Here is a 17045-nt window from a genome sequence, read left to right as displayed (position 1 = left end):
AGGTCATGAGCGAACAAACCGCAGACGGCACGGAGATCGTCACAGACGGTGAGAAGCGGGGCGGATTTCCACGGTTCCGGCACACTCCCGCAGGTCCGGACTTCGGCCGCTTCGTCGAAGCGATGCGCAGGTTGCAGGACCTTGCCGTCTCGACCAATGTTCCCGACGACGTACTCGCAGACATCGCTACGCAGGCCGAGGAGCTTGCCGATCGGTTGACTCCGTACGAGGTGCCGGAGGGCAAGTCGCCCGCGGGCTCGAACATCCAACTGCCCGGACGCGGCAGCCTCCTCATGCTCCCGTGGATGGTCGAGAAGTTCGACACCGAAGGAGTCCGCAGTACCGGCGTCTTCCGCCGCTACCACCTGGGCGGCAACGGTGCCGCTCACGGCGGCGTCCTGCCCTTGCTGTTCGACGACGTCTTCGGGATGACGGTCCACGCGGGTGGCCGTCCGATTTCCCGGACCGGCTACCTCCACATCAACTACCGTGCGATCACTCCGCTCAACACGCAACTGGTGATCGAAGGGAAGGTGGATCGGGTCGAGGGTCGCAAGACCTTTGTCAGCGCACGCCTGACCGACCTCGACGGCAAGCTCCTCGCCGACGGTGAGGCGCTCATGATCGAACTGCTTCCAGGACAGCCCTGACATGTTCCCCTCGTTCGACGATCTGATCTCGGACGCCGTGGTGCTCGCGCTGCCGATGCGAGTTCGCTTTCGCGGCATCACGACTCGTGAGGCTCTGCTCGTTCGTGGCCCGGCCGGGTGGGGAGAATTCGCACCCTTCGTCGAGTACGACGACGACGAGGCGTCGCAGTGGCTCCTCGCCGGGATCGAGGCGGCGTGGCTGGGTCCGCCGCCTGCGCTTCGTCACGCCGTTCCCGTCAACGCCACCGTGCCGGCGATCGACGCCTCTGCCGTTCCGCAATTGTTGGAGCGCTTCCCCGGGGCCCGGACCGCCAAGGTCAAGGTCGCCGAGAAGGGGCAGTCGTTGGCGCAGGACGTCGCCCGGGTGAACGAGGTGCGTCGGCACATCCCGAACGTGCGCGTCGACGCCAACGGCGGGTGGAGTGTGGACGAGGCGATCACGGCTTTGCGAGCGATCACCGAAGACGGTGAACTCGAATATGCGGAGCAGCCGTGTGCAAGCGTCGAGGAACTGGTCAGCGTCCGCGCCGCGGGGACCGGTGTGCGGATCGCTGCCGACGAGAGCATTCGCCGTGCGGAGGACCCGTTGCGCGTCGTACGAGCCGGGGGAGCGGACGTAGCCGTCGTGAAGGTGCCCCCGCTGGGCGGAATGCGTGCTGTGGTGGCGCTGTCGGCGCAGCTGGCGGACTACGGGGTGCCGGTGGTGGTCTCGAGTGCGCTGGACACGGCTGTGGGGATGTCCGCGGGACTGGCGGCCGCGGCAGCCTTGCCCAGGCTTCCGTTTGCCTGCGGCCTCGGCACGGGCGGCTTGTTCGTCCGGGATATCGCGGTCACCGGAGCAGCCGTCGACGGCGCTTTGTCCGTTGGTGCCGTCGAGCCTGATCCGGTTCTGCTCGAGACGCTGGCCGCGCCCGCGGACCGGCGCGACTGGTGGTTGGAGAGGGCCAGGCGCTGCCATCGGATACTCGGCAGTAGAGACCTGCCGAATTTCGTATAGTCTCGGGCGCGACCTGATGAACATCAGTGAAGAATGAAGGGATCGAAAGTGGTTGCAGCTCTGAACGAAACCCTGCTCGAGGAATCACGGGTTCCCGCGGTCGTCGCGGACGTGCAGACCTTGATCGACGCAGAGGTTTCGGATAAGTCGGGGGCCTCAGGGCTGGCTCTCAAGGGTGGCTACGGCGCGGTCAAGAAGGTGAGCCCGTCCATCGTGCCGGACGCCGTCACCGCGCTTCTGCCGGCTTTCGTGGCAAAGCTCGAGCCGTACTGGCAGGAATTCTCGGCTTCCGGTGAAGGCAGCTTCGCCGATTTCATCAGCGCCCGCGGTGACGCGGTTGCCGATTCCCTCCTCGAGGTGACGGACGAGCGTATCGAAGGTAGCGACAAGGCCGTCGTCAAGTCGATGTACTCGAAGCTGCGCGGTTCGGCCAAGAAGCATGTGACTGCAGCTCTGCCGCGTCTGGGCGATGTGATCCAGAAGCACGCTGCATAAGCGAACGTAGACAACGAGCGGCCCGGGAGTTTCTCCCGGGCCGCTCGTTTTTTTGCATTCGTTTGTCAGTGAGCCGAATGTCCGTGGCGCCAGAAGCCGGTGAAGGTGATGTCCGTCTTGGCGAACTTTCGGTCGTTCACGAGATGCCGACGCAGCCCGGTGGTGAGTGCCTGTTCGCCGGCGACAAACGTGTAGGACGGCCCCTCGGGCAGTTCGGCGGCGCGGACGGTCTCGAGGGTCAGAACACCCGGCGTTGCGTGTTCGTCCTCGCGAACGAGCCAATGCACGTTGACGTTCGCCAACTCCGGAATGTCTTGCTTGTCTTCGATGTTCGGAATCTCGACGAAGACCTCGGCACGCAGGTCTGCCGGCGCGGTTTCCAGAATGCCGATGATCGCCGGAAGTGCACTCTCGTCGCCGACGAGCAGTTGCCACTTGGCCTCGGGCGTGGGGTTGTAGATGCAGCCTTCGTCGAGGAGGGCGACATTGTCGCCGGCCGACGCGGTGTCCGCCCACGCGGATGCCGGGCCGATGTCGCCGTGATAGGCGAAGTCGATGTCGATTTCCGTGGTCTCGCCGAAGAGACCGGTTCCGGCAGCACGGTAGGCGCGAATCGTGTAGTTGCGCACGACCGGTCGCGTGTCCTTGGACATCAACAGGTACTGCGCGTACCAGAGATTGCTTGCCGCGCTCGGCAACCGGAGTTCGCTCTGGCCGACCTGCGGGATGAACATGCGGAACCACTGATCGGCACCCATCGGTGCGATGGTGGACAGCTCTTCGCCGGCAATGGTCACTCGGATGAAGCTCGGGCTGATTCGTTTGTTCGCCACGACCTGCGCCGACACGATGCTGCGTGAGGCCGGTTTCACGAACTTGGCGCGCTTGGCCATGACTGGTTGCTCCCTGATTAGCTGTTACTCGTACCTAATCAGGTAACCCTAACCTGATTTACGGCCGGTGTGGAGTGGTGGGTCTGTCCTTTTCTACGACTTCGGGAGGAAGACCCCACTGCGCTCGGCCAAGTCGGCTCATCGGTGCGATTGCCGCGAAGTCCGGCAGGCCGTCGTCGGCGACAGCCTCGGGACGTACTGCGACCGCGACCACATTTCCCATCACGACAAATGAATTACCGACCTCGATGACCTGGTGAAGCGTGCATTCGATGGCGATCGGGGAGTCGGCGACCCGGACAGGGCGAACCCGCTCGCTCGGCTCGCTACGGATGTTCAACTCGAGAAATTCGTCGGCCTCGGCGTCGTAGAAGGCCGAACTCTTGTTCACCACGTCTGCGAGCGTGGCGGTCGCCAGGTTGATCACGAATTCGCCGGTCGCTTCGATGTTGCGCAGACTGTCCTTGCGTCCGACCGACGTGAACTGCACGATCGGCGGCGCCGAACTTGCCACGGTGAAAAAGCTGTACGGAGCCAGATTGCCGACGCCGTCCGCCGACAGGGTGGACACCCAGGCAATCGGCCGGGGGACCACCGAAGCGGTGAGTAACTGATAGAACCGGCGGGGTTCGAGCTCGGCTGGATCGAAGAGTGTGCGCACCCACACATAATGCCGCTGTCCCCGCCCCTGGGCATGCTTGCACCCGTACATCTGACACTCTTGAAGGCGTGAATCCGTCCACTGCACAAGCCACAGCCGTCGTCGACGAACTGGTTCGTGGTGGCGTGCGTGAAGTCGTGCTGTGTCCAGGCTCTCGCAACGCGCCCCTCGCATTTGCCCTCCAGGCCGCCGATCTCGACGGCCGGTTGCGTCTGCACATGCGGATCGACGAGCGGACAGCAGGCTTTCTGGCACTCGGACTGGCAATCGCAGGGAAACGACCGGTCCCCATCGTGATGACCTCCGGGACCGCCGTCGCAAACCTCGGACCTGCTGTCCTCGAGGCCAACTACGCGCGAGTGCCGCTGGTGGTCCTGAGCGCCAACCGGCCTTACGAGATGCTCGGCACCGGCGCCAACCAGACCGTCGAGCAGCTCGGGCTCTTCGGCAGTCAGGTTCGCGCAACCATCAGCCTGGGCTTGGCCGAAGACGATTCGACGCAGAACAGCCAGTGGCGCTCGGCGGTCTGCCGGGTCCTCGCCGCTGCCCGCGGAACCAGATCCGGAAACGCGGGTCCGGTGCATTTCGACATCCCGCTCCGTGAGCCGCTGGTGCCGGACGTGCACGTCCATGGCCCGGTTCCGGAGGGCCGTCCAGGCGGTGCAGCCTGGACCACCACGCAGAACGCGACGCTCGATGTTCCGGTCGATCTGGACCTCACCGCAGATACGGTGGTCATTTCCGGACACGGCAGCGCACTTCGGCCTGAGCTGGCCGGCCTGCCGACGGTGGCCGAGCCGACGGCTCCGATGCACGGGATCGCACTGCATCCACTCGCGCTCTCGCAACTCAAGCCCAAGCAGGCGATCATCACCGGCCGCCCGACGTTGCATCGTCAGGTCTCGAAGGTTTTGGCCGATCCGAGCGTCGACGTCTACGCGCTGACCACCGGGCCGCGCTGGCCCGACGTATCCGGCAACGTGCTCGCCACGGGAACCAGGGCAGTGGTCACCGGGACGCCCGATCCCGCCTGGATTGCTCGATGCGCCGCGCTGACCGAACACGCCGAAACTGCCGTCCGCAAGCAACTCGACGCCCACCCCAAAGCCACTGGTCTGCACGTGGCAGCTGCCGTGGTGGATGCACTCGCGGACGGCGACCAGCTTCTGCTGGGCGCGTCCAACCCCGTTCGCGACGCGGCCCTCGTGAGCTATCCCAAGCCCGCCGTGCGGGTGCTGTCCAATCGCGGGGTCGCAGGTATCGACGGCACCGTCTCGGCGGCGGTCGGTGCCGCACTGGCATACGAGGGCGGCCGGACCGTCGCTCTCATGGGCGACCTGACCTTCCTGCACGACGCGTCCGGGCTGCTGATCGGGACCGGTGAGCCGAGGCCGAGCGACCTCACCATCGTCGTGGCCAACGACGACGGCGGCGGCATCTTCGAGCTCCTCGAACAAGGCGACCCGCAGTACGCCGGCGTCTTCGAGCGAGTGTTCGGAACACCGCACGGCATGGACCTCGCTGCGCTGTGCGCGGCCTACCGCGTGCCGCACGCAGCCGTCACCGTCGACGCCCTGGCAACGACGCTGGCGCAACCCGCAAACGGCATTCGTGTGCTCGAAGTCGCGACAGATCGCAGTGGACTGCGCGAACTCCACGCTTCCGTGCGAGCACAGCTGTGACGCAAACGGTTCTGCGGCGCTTCCGCATCGGCGTACTCGTGGTTGCGGTCGGCATTTCGGTGCTCGCGGTGATCCTGGTTCTCGGTGCCTGGCGCAACGATCGGACCATCGAATCGAACATGGGGACCGCAACCGCCGAGGTGCTCTCGGCAGGCTCGCTACGTTCGGCGATCAGCTTCGTGACACCAGACGGCGCGAATCACAACCCTGAACTCGGCGTGCTCTACCCCACCAATCTGACTGTGGGACAACGCATCGAGGTGGAGTACTCCAAAGCCGACCCTGATTTGGTCCGGGTAGCGGGACGCAACGCGACGGTGGCGCTGATCCCGGCGGGATCGGTGATCGTCGTGACGTGGCTCCTGGCTGGACCGTCGATCTGGTACCTGCGCAAGCGGGAAGCGGGAGCTCCGGGATCGGCACCGGTCGCTTCGAGTTAGTTCGCGCTTCGCCGGAACTTCACACGAACATGACGTGGACTTTTCCTGGCCCTGTCACCGTTCTCGGTGTGAGAGTAGCCATCGTTGCGGAGTCATTCCTGCCCAACATGAACGGCGTCACCAACTCGGTACTACGCGTGCTCGAACACCTCGATCGCACTGGCCACGACGCCATGGTCATTGCGCCGGACACTGTCGGATCCGACACCTCTGCCGCCACCGAACACGAAGGTGTTCAGGTGGTTCGGGTGCCCGCCGTCATGGTGCCCAAAGTCAGTTCACTCCCCGTCGGCCTGCCACAACCGCGTCTGACGACGGCCGTGCGGACCTTCGCGCCCGACGTCGTCCATCTGGCGTCGCCGTTCCTGCTCGGCGCCGGGGGAGTGGCCGTCGCCAAGCGGCTCGCGATACCCACCGTCGCGGTTTACCAGACCGACGTCGCCGGATTTGCCGAAAGCTACGGTCTCGGCGTCACCAGTCGCGCCGCGTGGGCGTGGACCCGTCGAATCCACAAGAGCTGCAACAGGACCCTTGCGCCATCCACGTCGGCAGTCGACGCCCTCGAAGAGCACGGCATTCCGCGCGTGCACCGGTGGGCCCGCGGCGTCGACGCACAACGATTCGCGCCTTCGCGTCGTAGCTCGGCGTTGCGGCAGTCCTGGATCGGCGACAGCGACAGGTTGGTGGTCGGCTTCGTCGGTCGCCTCGCGCCCGAAAAGCATGTCGAGCGACTGGCCGTGCTGGCGGCCGATCCCAGCGTGCAGATCGTGATCGTCGGAGACGGCCCGGATCGCGAGAACCTACGACGACTGATGCCGGATGCGATCTTCACCGGACAACTCGGCGGTACCGCGCTGGCCGACGCCTATGCGAGCCTGGACGTATTCGTTCACCCCGGCGAGCACGAAACTTTCTGCCAGGCGGTTCAGGAAGCCCTCGCGAGCGGTGTACCTGTCGTCGGACCGGACGCCGGTGGACCACGTGACCTGATCTCGCATTGCCGCAACGGCTACCTCCTGCCGACGGACAGGTTCACCGAACTCCTGCCAAGCGCCGTCGACGCACTTCGTCAGCGTGATCTGCGGGTGCAGTTCGGCTCCGCAGCGAGGCGCTCGGTGCTGCACCGGACCTGGCCGGCAATCTGCGAAGAGTTGCTCCGTCACTACGAGGACGTGCAGGGCCTCGGGCGGCGAACGGGTGCCAGAGCAGCCTGAACGCCCTCGCTGCCCGAGGGTTGGTAGCGTTTCGGGTGTGGCCACTACACACGGAACCCGAGCAACTCTCGAGAAGCAACCGCACGAAGTCGCGTCGATGTTCGACGACGTCGCGGAGCGATACGACCTCACCAACACCGTGCTGTCCTTCGGCCAGGACAAGGGTTGGCGCAAGGCCACCCGCGAAGCCCTCGACCTCAAGCCGGGCGAGAAGGTACTCGACCTCGCCGCCGGAACCGGAGTCTCGACCGTCGAACTGGGGCGCTCCGGTGCCTGGTGCGTCGCCACCGACTTCTCCAAGGGAATGCTCAAGGCCGGAATATCGCGCAAAGTTCCGATGGTCGCAGGTGACGCGATGTACCTGCCCTATGCCGACAACGTGTTCGATGCCGCGACGATTTCCTTCGGCCTGCGCAACGTCTCCGACTTCGAAGCCGGACTGCGCGAGATCGCCCGCGTTACCAAGCCGGGCGGCCGCCTCGTCGTCAGTGAGTTCTCGACGCCCGTCTTCGGGCCCTTCCGCACGGTCTACATGGAGTACCTCATGAAGGCGCTCCCGCAGGTCGCACGCACCGTCAGCAGCAACCCCGACGCCTACGTCTACCTCGCCGAATCGATCCGTGCCTGGCCGACCCAGGAAGAGCTGGCTCGCAAGATCGAGGCTGCCGGGTGGAAGAACGTCAAGTGGCGCAACCTCACCGGCGGCATCGTGGCGCTGCATTACGCCACTGCCTGAACTGCTGTGCGCCTTTATTAACCCCCGGCGGTTAATAAAGGCGCACAGCACTTGCTCAACCGAACAACGGTCGGGAGTCGATCTTTCTCGACGCGGCCCCCGATGCACGCCATGCCTTCGCCGTCAGATCGGCGTCGGCGTCGGTGACGAGGTTTCCCATCACCCGAACGGCGACCGTCATCAGTGCCCGTGAGCGCATCGCGATCGGGCCCGAGGCGGGCAGGAATTGCGGAACCGTCAGCAGGCCTGCGAGCCGGCGCGCGACCGAGAATGCCTGCCCGTAATGCTCCCGAAGCACGGTCGGCCACAGCTCCGTGAGGTCGTCGGCGCCGAGCTGTTCGACCACCAGACGTCCGCCTTCGAGGCCGTAGTCGATGCCCTCACCGTTGAGCGGGTTCACGCACGCTGCGGCGTCGCCGATCACGGCCCAGTTGCGTCCGGCGATGTTGGAGACGGCGCCGCCCATGGGTAGCAAAGCCGAAGCGACGGAATGAATTTCGCTGCTCCACTGCCACTCGCTTCGGCGCTGGTCGGTGTACAAGTCGAGCAAGGGACGCAGGGCACCCGGCGCCGGGCGCTTGGATGTCGCCAGTGTCCCGACGCCGATGTTCACCTCGCCGGTGCCGAGCGGGAAGATCCAGCCGTACCCCGCCTGCAACGTGCCCTCGGCGTCCCGCAGTTCCAGATGCGAGGTGATCCACGGGTCGGCGCTGCGCGGCGTCGCGACGTAAGCGCGTGCCGCGACACCGTACGCGGTGTCCCGGTGCCACTGCCGTCCCAGCTTCTTGCCGAGCGTCGAGCGAACGCCGTCGGCGATGATCAGCGTCCGGCAACGAAGAGTGCTGCGTCCCGAGGGGCCGGCGAGTACGACGGCGGCTACTCGATCACCGTCGAGTTCGACGTCGACGGCCTTGGTGCCCTCGACCATGACCGCGCCCGATTCGACGGCGCACCGGCGAATGGCGTCGTCGAGTTCGGTCCGGGGGATCGCACTGCCGATCGGCGGGAACGACGTCCCCGGCCACTCGAGTTCGAGTTCTTGTCCGAAGCCGGACAACCGTAGTCCCTTGTTCGTCGTGTGTGACCGAACCCACTCGCCGAGGCCGAGGAGATCCAGTTCGGCTACGGCGCGCGGAGTGAGTCCATCACCACAAGTCTTGTCTCGCGGGAACACGGCAGCGTCCACCAGCACGACGTCTCGGCCGCTGCGGGCGGCCCAAGCCGCGGCCGAAGAACCCGCGGGACCTGCGCCGATGACCACAATGTCGGTTTCGGTCGGAAGCGAATCGACGACGGGGGACTGCTCTTCTACGGACACACTCACATCTTCCCAGGCTCGCGATCGCCACCGTGGCGAGGCCGTCCCGAGTGCGAACCGCTAGGTTCACTACCGTGGGAACCGAGCCGTCACTGACGACAGGAATGGGTACTGACATCGTGAGCACCGAAAAGACTGCTGCCGACGCAACCGCATCGAGCACCGTCGTTGCAGGCGTCGACCTGGGCGACGAACAGCTCGCCGCAGTAGTGCGTGGTGGACTCTCCGATGTCGAGGAGTTGTTGGTCAGCGAGCTGTCCGACGGCGAAGACTTCCTCACCGAGGCCGCGCTGCATCTCGCGCGAGCCGGTGGAAAGCGCTTCCGTCCGTTGTTCACGATCCTGACCGCGCAACTCGGACCGGTGCCGAACGATCCGTCGATCATCACCGCAGCGACTGTCACCGAACTCGTTCACCTGGCGACGCTCTATCACGACGACGTCATGGACGAGGCGTCCATGCGGCGCGGAGCACCCAGCGCCAACGCCCGCTGGGGAAACAGCGTGGCGATCCTGGCCGGCGACTATCTGTTCGCGCACGCATCACGCCTGGTATCGACGCTCGGACCTGAAGCCGTTCGGATCATCGCCGAAACCTTCGCAGAACTGGTCACCGGCCAGATGCGCGAGACGATCGGCGTCAAGAAGGAACAGGATCCGGTCGAGCATTACCTCAAGGTCGTGTGGGAGAAGACCGGTTCGCTCATCGCTGCATCCGGACGATTCGGCGGCACCTTCTCCGGCGCCGACGCAGCTCACATCGAGCGCCTCGAGCGCCTGGGTGACGCCGTCGGCACCGCGTTCCAGATCTCCGACGACATCATCGACATCTCCTCCGTATCTGCGCAGTCCGGCAAGACTCCGGGCACCGACCTGCGCGAGGGTGTCCACACCCTGCCCGTCCTGTACGCGTTCCGCGAAGAAGGAGCCGACGCAGATCGCCTGCGGGAGCTGCTCGCGGGCCCGGTCACCGAAGACGCTTTGGTAGAAGAAGCTCTCGAACTGCTCGAGCGTTCGCCGGGCATGGTCAAGGCGAAGGCAAAGCTGGGCGAGTACGCAGTCTCGGCAAAGGCCCAGTTGGCCGAGCTCCCGCAGGGACCGGCGAACGAAGCGCTCGTGCGCCTCGTGGACTACACGATAGAACGAGTCGGCTGACACACCTGGGGTGAAACCCTGACGACCCTGGGTGGGAACCCTGATGACCCTGTCCTTCGTTGACTGAACAGAACCGGTGCATACGCCGGGAGTTCGGGTGAGCCTTCGGCTCCAGCGAGGCAAGAGGTGAGCAGTTTGCACGGCTACGCGAACGGTGCGAAGACATTCGGGTTGTTGGTGGGGATGTCGGCGCTGATCGTCTTCATCGGTTCGCTGTTCAACAGCCCGTTCCTTCTGTGGGGATCCGTTCTGTTTGCCGTCGGCATGAACGCCTACGTCTACTTCAACAGCGACAAGCTGGCGCTTCGATCGATGCGCGCCCAGCCCATCACCGAGGTCGAGGCACCGGCGATCTACCGGATCGTGCGCGAACTCGCCACGACGGCGCACCAACCGATGCCCAGGCTGTACATCAGCCCCACGAACGCCCCGAACGCGTTTGCCACCGGTCGTAGCCCTCGGCACGCCGCGGTGTGCGTGACCAGCGGCATCATGCAGATCCTGAACGAACGCGAACTGCGCGCCGTACTCGGGCACGAACTCTCTCACGTCTACAACCGGGACATTTTGATCTCGTCCGTGGCCGGCGCGATGGCCAGCGTCATCTCGGGCCTGGCCAACTTCGCGATGTACGCGAGCATCTTCGGTGGCCGAGGGAACGGGCAGGGAAGTAATCCGATCGCCTTGCTGCTCGTCTCCCTACTGGGACCGATCGCGGCAACCGTGGTCAAGCTGGCCGTCTCGCGCTCTCGCGAGTATCAGGCTGATCAATCGGGAGCCGAGCTCACCGGTGACCCATTGGCGTTGGCGTCGGCGCTGCGCAAGCTCGAGTCGGGCGTGGCAGCCGCGCCGTTGCCGCCTGAGCCCAAGCTCGCGGCGCAGTCCCACCTGATGATTGCCAACCCCTTCAGAGCGGGGGACAAGGTGAGCAAGCTGTTCTCGACGCATCCGCCCATGGCGGATCGTATCGAGCGTTTGGAGAAGATGGCCGGGATGTAGGGCCTTCGGCCCCTGTGCGCGGTTAGGTAGTCCCAGGACTGCTTAACCGCGCACAGGGGCGCAGCCCCTACTACCGGTAGTTCACGAACTGCAGGGCGATCCCGAAGTCCTCACCCTTGAGCAGGGAGATGACGCCCTGGAGGTCGTCGCGCTTCTTGCTGCTCACACGAAGCTCTTCGCCCTGGATCTGCGCCTTGACGCCCTTGGGGCCCTCGTCGCGAATCTTCTTGGTGATCTTCTTCGCGTTCTCGCTGCTGATGCCCTGGACCAAGGTTCCGGACAGCTTGTAGATCTTTCCGGACTGCGCCGGCTCGCCGGCATCGAATGCCTTCAGCGAGATGTCACGACGGATCAACTTCTCCTTGAACACGTCGAGGGCGGCCAGCAGTCGCTCCTCGGTGTCGGCGTTCAACGTGATCGTCTCTTCACCAGACCACTCGATCGACGCTCCCGTGTTTCGGAAGTCGAAACGCGTGGTCAACTCCTTGGCAGCCTGATGCAGGGCGTTGTCCACCTCTTGACGGTCAACCTTGCTCACCACGTCGAAGGACGAATCAGCCACTTCACACTCCCGCTTTCCGGTAGTTCACGAACATCGAGTTCTGCCCACCTTCCATACCGGTGGACACCTCGACGTTATCGGGTCGGCACCGCCCGTTACCACCCGGTTTGCAAAATGGGGGTGTGTTCGTTGTATTCTTCTCACCGCACCGAGGAAGCCGTTTTCGGCCGCCGCACGTCGCGATATACTTGCGAATGCGCCGGATCGAAGCCTGGTGCAAGCACGGCAGATTGCCCGAGCGGCCAATGGGAGCGGACTGTAAATCCGTCGGCTTATGCCTACGTAGGTTCGAATCCTACATCTGCCACACCAAGTCAGCCCCGATTCTCTTTACGAGAGTCGGGGCTGACTTTTTTTGTGCTTGTTCCGAGGTCGGGTGCGCGTTGGTGACGCCGGCGTCGGCTGCGGCTCAGGAGCCTCGGGAGTGCTTCTGGGGATGGCTTCGGGGGAGTGCGGGGTCAAGTTGGTTCCCGCAAAGCCCTCGCCAGCGGCCCCGATCGGTGCAACAATGGGCTCCGGCACCATTTTTGCCCCGATGACCAGCGGATTTGGTGCTGGCGCTCGTTCGTGTGTAATCTTTCGGAGGCTTCAAGAGAGCGGCAACGCACTCCTGAGCCACGCCCCCTTAGCTCAGTCGGTAGAGCGTTTCCATGGTAAGGAAAAGGTCAACGGTTCGATTCCGTTAGGGGGCTCGCTGGATTGTGGTGCCGTGCTTTCCGCGCGACACTCGACACCGAGGCGGTGTAGCTCAGTTGGTAGAGCAAACGACTCATAATCGTTGCGTCGCCGGTTCAAGTCCGGTCACCGCTACACAATATGCATGATCCACCCTGATTGCTCGTAATCAGATACACCCGAAAGAAGGCATCCCGTGGCCTCCTCGACCGACGTTCGGCCCAAGATCACCTTGGCCTGCGAGGTATGCAAGCACCGCAACTACATCACCAAGAAGAATCGGCGCAACGACCCCGATCGCCTGGAGCTCAAGAAGTTCTGCCCCAACTGCGGAACCCACCAGTCGCATCGCGAGTCGAAGTAGTAAGTCCTTAACAGGACGACGATTTTCGCGGAAGACCCTCTCGGGGCCTGCGTCTTCGGGTCCTAGCTAGAAGAGAGTCTCACCGCGTGACAGATTTGCAAGAGAACCAGGCAGCGGCCGAGGTCCCTACGGACCCGGCCGCTCATGCCGTCCAGATGGTCGGTCACCACTATCGTGTCGAAGACTTCTACGAGGTCGGACGCGAGAAGGTGCGCGAGTTCGCTCGCGCCGTCCAGGACGCGCATCCTGCGCACTACGACGAATCGGCAGCCAAAGGTCTCGGATACGACGGCCTGATTGCTCCCATTACGTTCGTCGCCATCGTGGGTGCCATTGCTCAGCGACGTCTGTTCGAAGAGATCGTCACAGGCTACGACTTGAGTCAGATTCTTCAGACCGATCAGCGACTGGTGCTGCACAAGCCCATGCAGGTCGGTGACCGACTCTTCTGCGATGTTTTCCTGGATTCGTTCAGGCAGGCCGCAGGTAGCGACATCATCGTGACCAAGAACATCATCACCGATCAGAACGACGAAGCAGTTGTCACCACGTGGACAACGCTTGTTGCTCGAACGGGTGGGGAAGTGGACGAGAACATCGCCCACGCAGTCAAGGACGTGATGATGCATGTCGCTTCGTAAATTTTCCGACGTGAGTGTCGGCGAACTTCTCCCCGAGAAGTCCGTCACCCTGACGCGTGGAAACCTCGCCAACTACGCGGGTGTTTCGGGAGATCCCAATCCGATTCACTTCAGTGACGAGGTCGCACGACTTGCCGGCTTGCCGGACGTCGTCGCGCACGGCATGCTCTCCATGGGCATCGGTGCCGGCTACGTCACCGAATGGCTGGGGGATCCGGGCGCAGTGACCGAGTACAACGTACGGTTCACGAGCCCGGTGATCGTGGCAGCCGACAAGGCTGCCGAGATCGAGTTCACCGCCAAGGTGAAGTCGATCGACGAAGAAAGCAAGACCGCAGTACTGGCAATCGTGGCCAAGTCCGAAGGTAAGAAGATCTTCGGTCGTGCCACCGCCACGGTCCGTCTAGCCTGATCGCAGGGCGGATTGTGTTTGTTCCGGGGCTTTGAAGTACACTGAGATTTCTGGGATTCCTCAGCGCTGCGCGCTGCCCTGAATGTTGCAAGACATTCACCTCGGGTAGCGCGTATGTTGTGTGATCGCAGAACGGTTGATTCAGGCAGGGTCCACCTGTCGATGTCAACCAAAGGGGCGTAGCTCAACTGGCAGAGCAGCGGTCTCCAAAACCGCAGGTTGCAGGTTCAAGTCCTGTCGCCCCTGCCCCCGGATGCCAGCGACTGAGAGGAACGACGTGAGCGAGGAGCGCGCCAAGCGCGACGCCGACACTTCGGATGCGGAGACTTCAACGTCTGCCGATTCGACCGGTGTCGACGACACTGCAGCTGACGCGACTACGCGTTCCGATCTGTCGTTGGACAAGGACGGTGCCGAGAAGGCTCCCTCCGCATCCAGTGGGGTTTCCAACAAGCCGACCGGCAAGCGCGCTGCACGCGGCGCCTCGGTCAGCGCGTCCACCGTGAAGACTCCGGCCCGGACGGCATCCCGGACATCTTCGGCCAAGCCGACTGCAACGAACCCCGGCAAGAAGCCCAAGGCGAAGAAGGACAACATCTTCAAGCGCCTGCGCAAATTCTTCCGCGAGGTCATCGCAGAACTCCGTAAGGTCATCTGGCCGAACCGCAAGCAGATGATCACCTACACCAGCGTCGTGCTGACGTTCGTGGTCTTCATGGTCGCTTTCATCAGCGGCGTCGATATCGCTGTGATCAAGGGTGTCACCTGGCTGTTCGGCTGATCGCCGTAGCAGTCGGGCGTCTTTGCCTGCGAGCGCGACAAGACCCGACCCGGGTCCGAGTAACGAGAGGAAGCGAGTGCCCCAGTGAGCACCCCCGAGAACGACACGAATGAGGCTTTGGCCGAAGAGCGTGTTTCTGCCGAGGCGGCAGCCGAAGTAGACGTCGTGGTTGCCGAAGGCACCGATGCAGACGTTGCCGAAGGCACTGATGCAGACGCTGCAGCGACCGAGGACGTCATCTCCGACGATGCCGAGAACTCCGACGAGGCCGCTCCCGCCGCCGAGCTCGAGGTCGAGGATCCCGTTGCCGAACTCAAGGCTGCGCTGCGTCGCGCCCCGGGTGACTGGTACGTCATCCACTCGTACGCCGGTTACGAGAACAAGGTCAAGACCAACCTCGAGACTCGCGTTCAGAACCTCGACGTCGGTGACTACATCTTCCAGGTGGAAGTTCCCACCGAAGAGGTCACCGAGATCAAGAACGGCCAGCGCAAGCAGGTCAATCGCAAGGTTCTGCCCGGATACATCCTCGTTCGCATGGAGCTCAACGACGAGTCGTGGGGCGCAGTGCGCAACACGCCTGGCGTCACCGGTTTTGTCGGTGCCACGTCGCGTCCCTCGCCGCTGACCCTCAACGAGGTCGTCAAGTTCCTGCTCCCGCAGCAGGAGCAGAAGAAGCAGCAGGCTGCAGCGGCCGCCGTCGCAGCAGGCGAGGCACCGTCCGAGTCCTTCGGCAAGCCCCTCATCGAGGTCGACTTCGAGGTCGGCGAGTCGGTCACCGTCATGGACGGCCCGTTCGCAACCCTTCCGGCCAGCATCAGCGAGGTCAACGGCGAGCAGCAGAAGCTCAAGGTTCTCGTGTCGATCTTCGGTCGTGAAACCCCGGTTGAGCTCAACTTCAACCAGGTCGCGAAGATCTGACCACCCCAAAACTTGCAATTTGTTCGACGCAAGACACACACCCAAGCTAGAAACTAGGAACTAGAGATGCCCCCAAAGAAGAAGAAGCTCGCCGGGCTCATCAAGCTGCAGATCCAGGCAGGTCAGGCTAACCCTGCACCTCCCGTGGGTCCCGCGCTCGGTCAGCACGGCGTGAACATCATGGAGTTCTGCAAGGCCTACAACGCGGCGACTGAGTCCCAGCGCGGCAACGTTGTGCCGGTCGAGATCTCGGTCTACGAAGACCGGACCTTCGATTTCAAGCTGAAGACCCCTCCCGCCGCCAAGCTGCTCCTCAAGGCAGCCGGCGTCGCCAAGGGCTCCGGCGAACCGCACAAGACCAAGGTTGCCTCGGTGACCATGGATCAGGTGCGCGAAATCGCGAAGACCAAGGCTGAAGACCTCAATGCCAATGACATCGAGCAGGCCGCGAAGATCATCGCCGGCACCGCTCGTTCCATGGGCATCACGGTCCAGGGCTAATAGTCCGCTCCACAGCACTACGTGGGAGGGCCGGCCAGGCCCCGACCACAACTGAACCATTCACCACTGCACAGGTAATTCGCTGCAGTGATAAGTAAGGACAGAACAAATGGCAAAGCGCAGCAAGGCGTACCTCGCCGCCGCTGAGAAGATCGACGCAGACAAGCTCTACAGCCCGCTTCAGGCTGCAAAGCTCGCCAAGGAGACGTCGTCCACCAAGATGGATGCAACCGTTGAGGTTGCAGTTCGTCTGGGCGTCGACCCCCGTAAGGCTGACCAGATGGTCCGCGGAACGGTCAACCTGCCCCACGGCACCGGTAAGACCGCTCGCGTCATCGTGTTCGCTGTTGGCGAGAAGGCAGCAGAAGCCGAGGCTGCAGGCGCTGACGTAGTCGGTGCAGAAGACCTGATCGAGCGCATCCAGGGTGGATGGGTCGATTTCGACGCCGCAATCGCGACTCCTGATCAGATGGCCAAGGTCGGCCGCATCGCCCGTGTCCTCGGACCGCGTGGCCTGATGCCGAACCCGAAGACGGGCACCGTCACGGCGGATGTCACCAAGGCTGTCAACGACATCAAGGGCGGAAAGATCAACTTCCGCGTCGACAAGCAGGCCAACCTGCACTTCGTCATCGGCAAGGCATCGTTCGACGATGAGAAGCTGGTGGAGAACTACGGCGCAGCCCTGGACGAGATCCTGCGTGCGAAGCCCTCGTCGGCCAAGGGTCGCTACGTGAAGAAGATCACGGTCTCGACCACCACCGGTCCGGGCATCCCGGTGGATCCGAACCGTACTCGCAACCTCCTCGAGGATGCTGCAGACGCGTAAGCAGTCCGCATACGAACAAGAAGGCCGGCAGGGATCACTCCCTGCCGGCCTTCTTGTCTGTTTCGGGAGAGGGTGATCCCTGCCGGTGGTATCGGTCCAACGGTGGTATCGGTCCAACGG

The 17045-nt window shown here is 63.7% G+C and carries 20 protein-coding genes and 4 tRNA genes; 20 read left to right on the top strand and 4 right to left on the bottom strand.

What is annotated here, in order from left to right:
* Nucleotides 1-5 precede the first annotated feature (5 nt).
* From CPI83_RS20695 to CPI83_RS20685, 3 genes are read left to right on the top strand one after another with little or no spacing between them, the layout of a single operon-like run.
* Nucleotides 6-650 carry a PaaI family thioesterase gene (locus CPI83_RS20695; RefSeq protein ID WP_024487302.1) on the top strand — a complete coding sequence of 215 codons (645 nt, stop codon included), beginning with the start codon at nt 6-8 and terminating at the stop codon, nt 648-650.
* 1 nt (nt 651) lies between these two features.
* The gene (locus tag CPI83_RS20690; protein WP_029254857.1) at nt 652-1647 is read left to right on the top strand and encodes an o-succinylbenzoate synthase; all 996 of its coding nucleotides are present in this window, start codon (nt 652-654) and stop codon (nt 1645-1647) included.
* Nucleotides 1648-1695: 48 nt separating this feature from the next.
* Nucleotides 1696-2142: a hypothetical protein gene (locus tag CPI83_RS20685; protein WP_003941973.1), complete on the top strand. Its 447-nt coding sequence runs from the start codon at nt 1696-1698 to the stop codon at nt 2140-2142.
* A 65-nt stretch (nt 2143-2207) separates the two neighbouring features.
* Here the strand turns inward: CPI83_RS20685 and CPI83_RS20680 are convergent, their stop codons facing one another.
* Both CPI83_RS20680 and CPI83_RS20675 read right to left on the bottom strand, forming a co-directional pair.
* Nucleotides 2208-3035 carry a siderophore-interacting protein gene (locus tag CPI83_RS20680; RefSeq protein ID WP_097387647.1) on the bottom strand — a complete coding sequence of 276 codons (828 nt, stop codon included), beginning with the start codon at nt 3033-3035 and terminating at the stop codon, nt 2208-2210.
* A 58-nt stretch (nt 3036-3093) separates the two neighbouring features.
* The gene (locus tag CPI83_RS20675) at nt 3094-3696 is read right to left on the bottom strand and encodes a flavin reductase family protein (protein ID WP_021343457.1); all 603 of its coding nucleotides are present in this window, start codon (nt 3694-3696) and stop codon (nt 3094-3096) included.
* 68 nt (nt 3697-3764) lie between these two features.
* Here CPI83_RS20675 and menD point away from each other — a divergent pair, with 68 nt between their 5' ends.
* From menD to CPI83_RS20655, 4 genes are all read left to right on the top strand, one after another.
* A complete protein-coding gene (gene menD, locus CPI83_RS20670; RefSeq protein ID WP_097387646.1) occupies nt 3765-5378 on the top strand; it encodes a 2-succinyl-5-enolpyruvyl-6-hydroxy-3-cyclohexene-1-carboxylic-acid synthase in 1614 nt (537 codons plus the stop codon).
* Nucleotides 5375-5818 carry a DUF3592 domain-containing protein gene (locus CPI83_RS20665; protein WP_020968960.1) on the top strand — a complete coding sequence of 148 codons (444 nt, stop codon included), beginning with the start codon at nt 5375-5377 and terminating at the stop codon, nt 5816-5818. The genes menD and CPI83_RS20665 overlap by 4 nt, the downstream gene beginning before the upstream one ends.
* Before the next feature lie 68 nt (nt 5819-5886).
* Nucleotides 5887-7032: a glycosyltransferase family 1 protein gene (locus CPI83_RS20660; protein ID WP_029536746.1), complete on the top strand. Its 1146-nt coding sequence runs from the start codon at nt 5887-5889 to the stop codon at nt 7030-7032.
* 37 nt (nt 7033-7069) lie between these two features.
* Nucleotides 7070-7768, top strand: coding sequence for a demethylmenaquinone methyltransferase (locus CPI83_RS20655; protein WP_003941879.1), 699 nt, complete (start codon nt 7070-7072; stop codon nt 7766-7768).
* Nucleotides 7769-7823: 55 nt separating this feature from the next.
* Here the strand turns inward: CPI83_RS20655 and CPI83_RS20650 are convergent, their stop codons facing one another.
* Nucleotides 7824-9092, bottom strand: coding sequence for a geranylgeranyl reductase family protein (locus CPI83_RS20650; protein WP_029254859.1), 1269 nt, complete (start codon nt 9090-9092; stop codon nt 7824-7826).
* A 98-nt stretch (nt 9093-9190) separates the two neighbouring features.
* Between CPI83_RS20650 and CPI83_RS20645 the strand changes: the two genes are divergently transcribed.
* Both CPI83_RS20645 and htpX read left to right on the top strand, forming a co-directional pair.
* Nucleotides 9191-10240 (top strand): polyprenyl synthetase family protein, encoded by a 1050-nt coding sequence (locus CPI83_RS20645; RefSeq protein ID WP_097388225.1) that lies wholly within the window; start codon nt 9191-9193, stop codon nt 10238-10240.
* Nucleotides 10241-10375: 135 nt separating this feature from the next.
* Nucleotides 10376-11239, top strand: coding sequence for a zinc metalloprotease HtpX (htpX, locus tag CPI83_RS20640; RefSeq protein WP_029254860.1), 864 nt, complete (start codon nt 10376-10378; stop codon nt 11237-11239).
* Nucleotides 11240-11309: 70 nt separating this feature from the next.
* Here htpX and CPI83_RS20635 read toward each other — a convergent pair whose 3' ends face one another.
* Nucleotides 11310-11801, bottom strand: a complete 492-nt coding sequence (locus tag CPI83_RS20635; RefSeq protein ID WP_003941854.1) for a YajQ family cyclic di-GMP-binding protein — start codon at nt 11799-11801, stop codon at nt 11310-11312.
* Between the two features lie 224 nt (nt 11802-12025).
* Here CPI83_RS20635 and CPI83_RS20630 point away from each other — a divergent pair.
* The 11 genes from CPI83_RS20630 to rplA all read left to right on the top strand — a co-directional run bounded on the left by CPI83_RS20630 (nt 12026) and on the right by rplA (nt 16925).
* Nucleotides 12026-12108, top strand: a tRNA-Tyr gene (locus CPI83_RS20630).
* A gap of 312 nt (nt 12109-12420) precedes the next feature.
* Nucleotides 12421-12493: transfer RNA gene (locus tag CPI83_RS20625), tRNA-Thr, on the top strand.
* 45 nt (nt 12494-12538) lie between these two features.
* Nucleotides 12539-12611, top strand: a tRNA-Met gene (locus CPI83_RS20620).
* 61 nt (nt 12612-12672) lie between these two features.
* Nucleotides 12673-12840, top strand: coding sequence for a 50S ribosomal protein L33 (gene rpmG, locus CPI83_RS20615; protein ID WP_003941903.1), 168 nt, complete (start codon nt 12673-12675; stop codon nt 12838-12840).
* Nucleotides 12841-12926: 86 nt separating this feature from the next.
* Entirely contained in the window at nt 12927-13481 is a 555-nt protein-coding gene (gene hadA, locus CPI83_RS20610) for a (3R)-hydroxyacyl-ACP dehydratase subunit HadA (RefSeq protein ID WP_019744315.1), read from the top strand.
* Nucleotides 13468-13893, top strand: coding sequence for a (3R)-hydroxyacyl-ACP dehydratase subunit HadB (hadB, locus tag CPI83_RS20605; RefSeq protein WP_003941909.1), 426 nt, complete (start codon nt 13468-13470; stop codon nt 13891-13893). Before hadA ends, hadB begins: the two co-directional genes overlap by 14 nt.
* A gap of 173 nt (nt 13894-14066) precedes the next feature.
* Nucleotides 14067-14139, top strand: a tRNA-Trp gene (locus tag CPI83_RS20600).
* 31 nt (nt 14140-14170) lie between these two features.
* A complete protein-coding gene (secE, locus tag CPI83_RS20595; protein WP_020968963.1) occupies nt 14171-14674 on the top strand; it encodes a preprotein translocase subunit SecE in 504 nt (167 codons plus the stop codon).
* Between the two features lie 84 nt (nt 14675-14758).
* Nucleotides 14759-15595: a transcription termination/antitermination protein NusG gene (gene nusG, locus CPI83_RS20590; RefSeq protein WP_003942049.1), complete on the top strand. Its 837-nt coding sequence runs from the start codon at nt 14759-14761 to the stop codon at nt 15593-15595.
* A 66-nt stretch (nt 15596-15661) separates the two neighbouring features.
* Complete coding sequence (gene rplK / locus CPI83_RS20585; protein ID WP_003941896.1) at nt 15662-16096, top strand: 50S ribosomal protein L11; 435 nt, start codon at nt 15662-15664, stop codon at nt 16094-16096.
* A 109-nt stretch (nt 16097-16205) separates the two neighbouring features.
* Complete coding sequence (rplA, locus tag CPI83_RS20580; protein WP_003941982.1) at nt 16206-16925, top strand: 50S ribosomal protein L1; 720 nt, start codon at nt 16206-16208, stop codon at nt 16923-16925.
* Nucleotides 16926-17045: the final 120 nt, after the last annotated feature.

Source organism: Rhodococcus sp. H-CA8f (assembly GCF_002501585.1).
GTDB classification, from domain to species: domain Bacteria; phylum Actinomycetota; class Actinomycetes; order Mycobacteriales; family Mycobacteriaceae; genus Rhodococcus_F; species Rhodococcus_F erythropolis.
The sequence above is the reverse complement of the archived record's forward strand: the minus strand, read 5'-3'. Positions and strand labels throughout refer to the sequence as shown.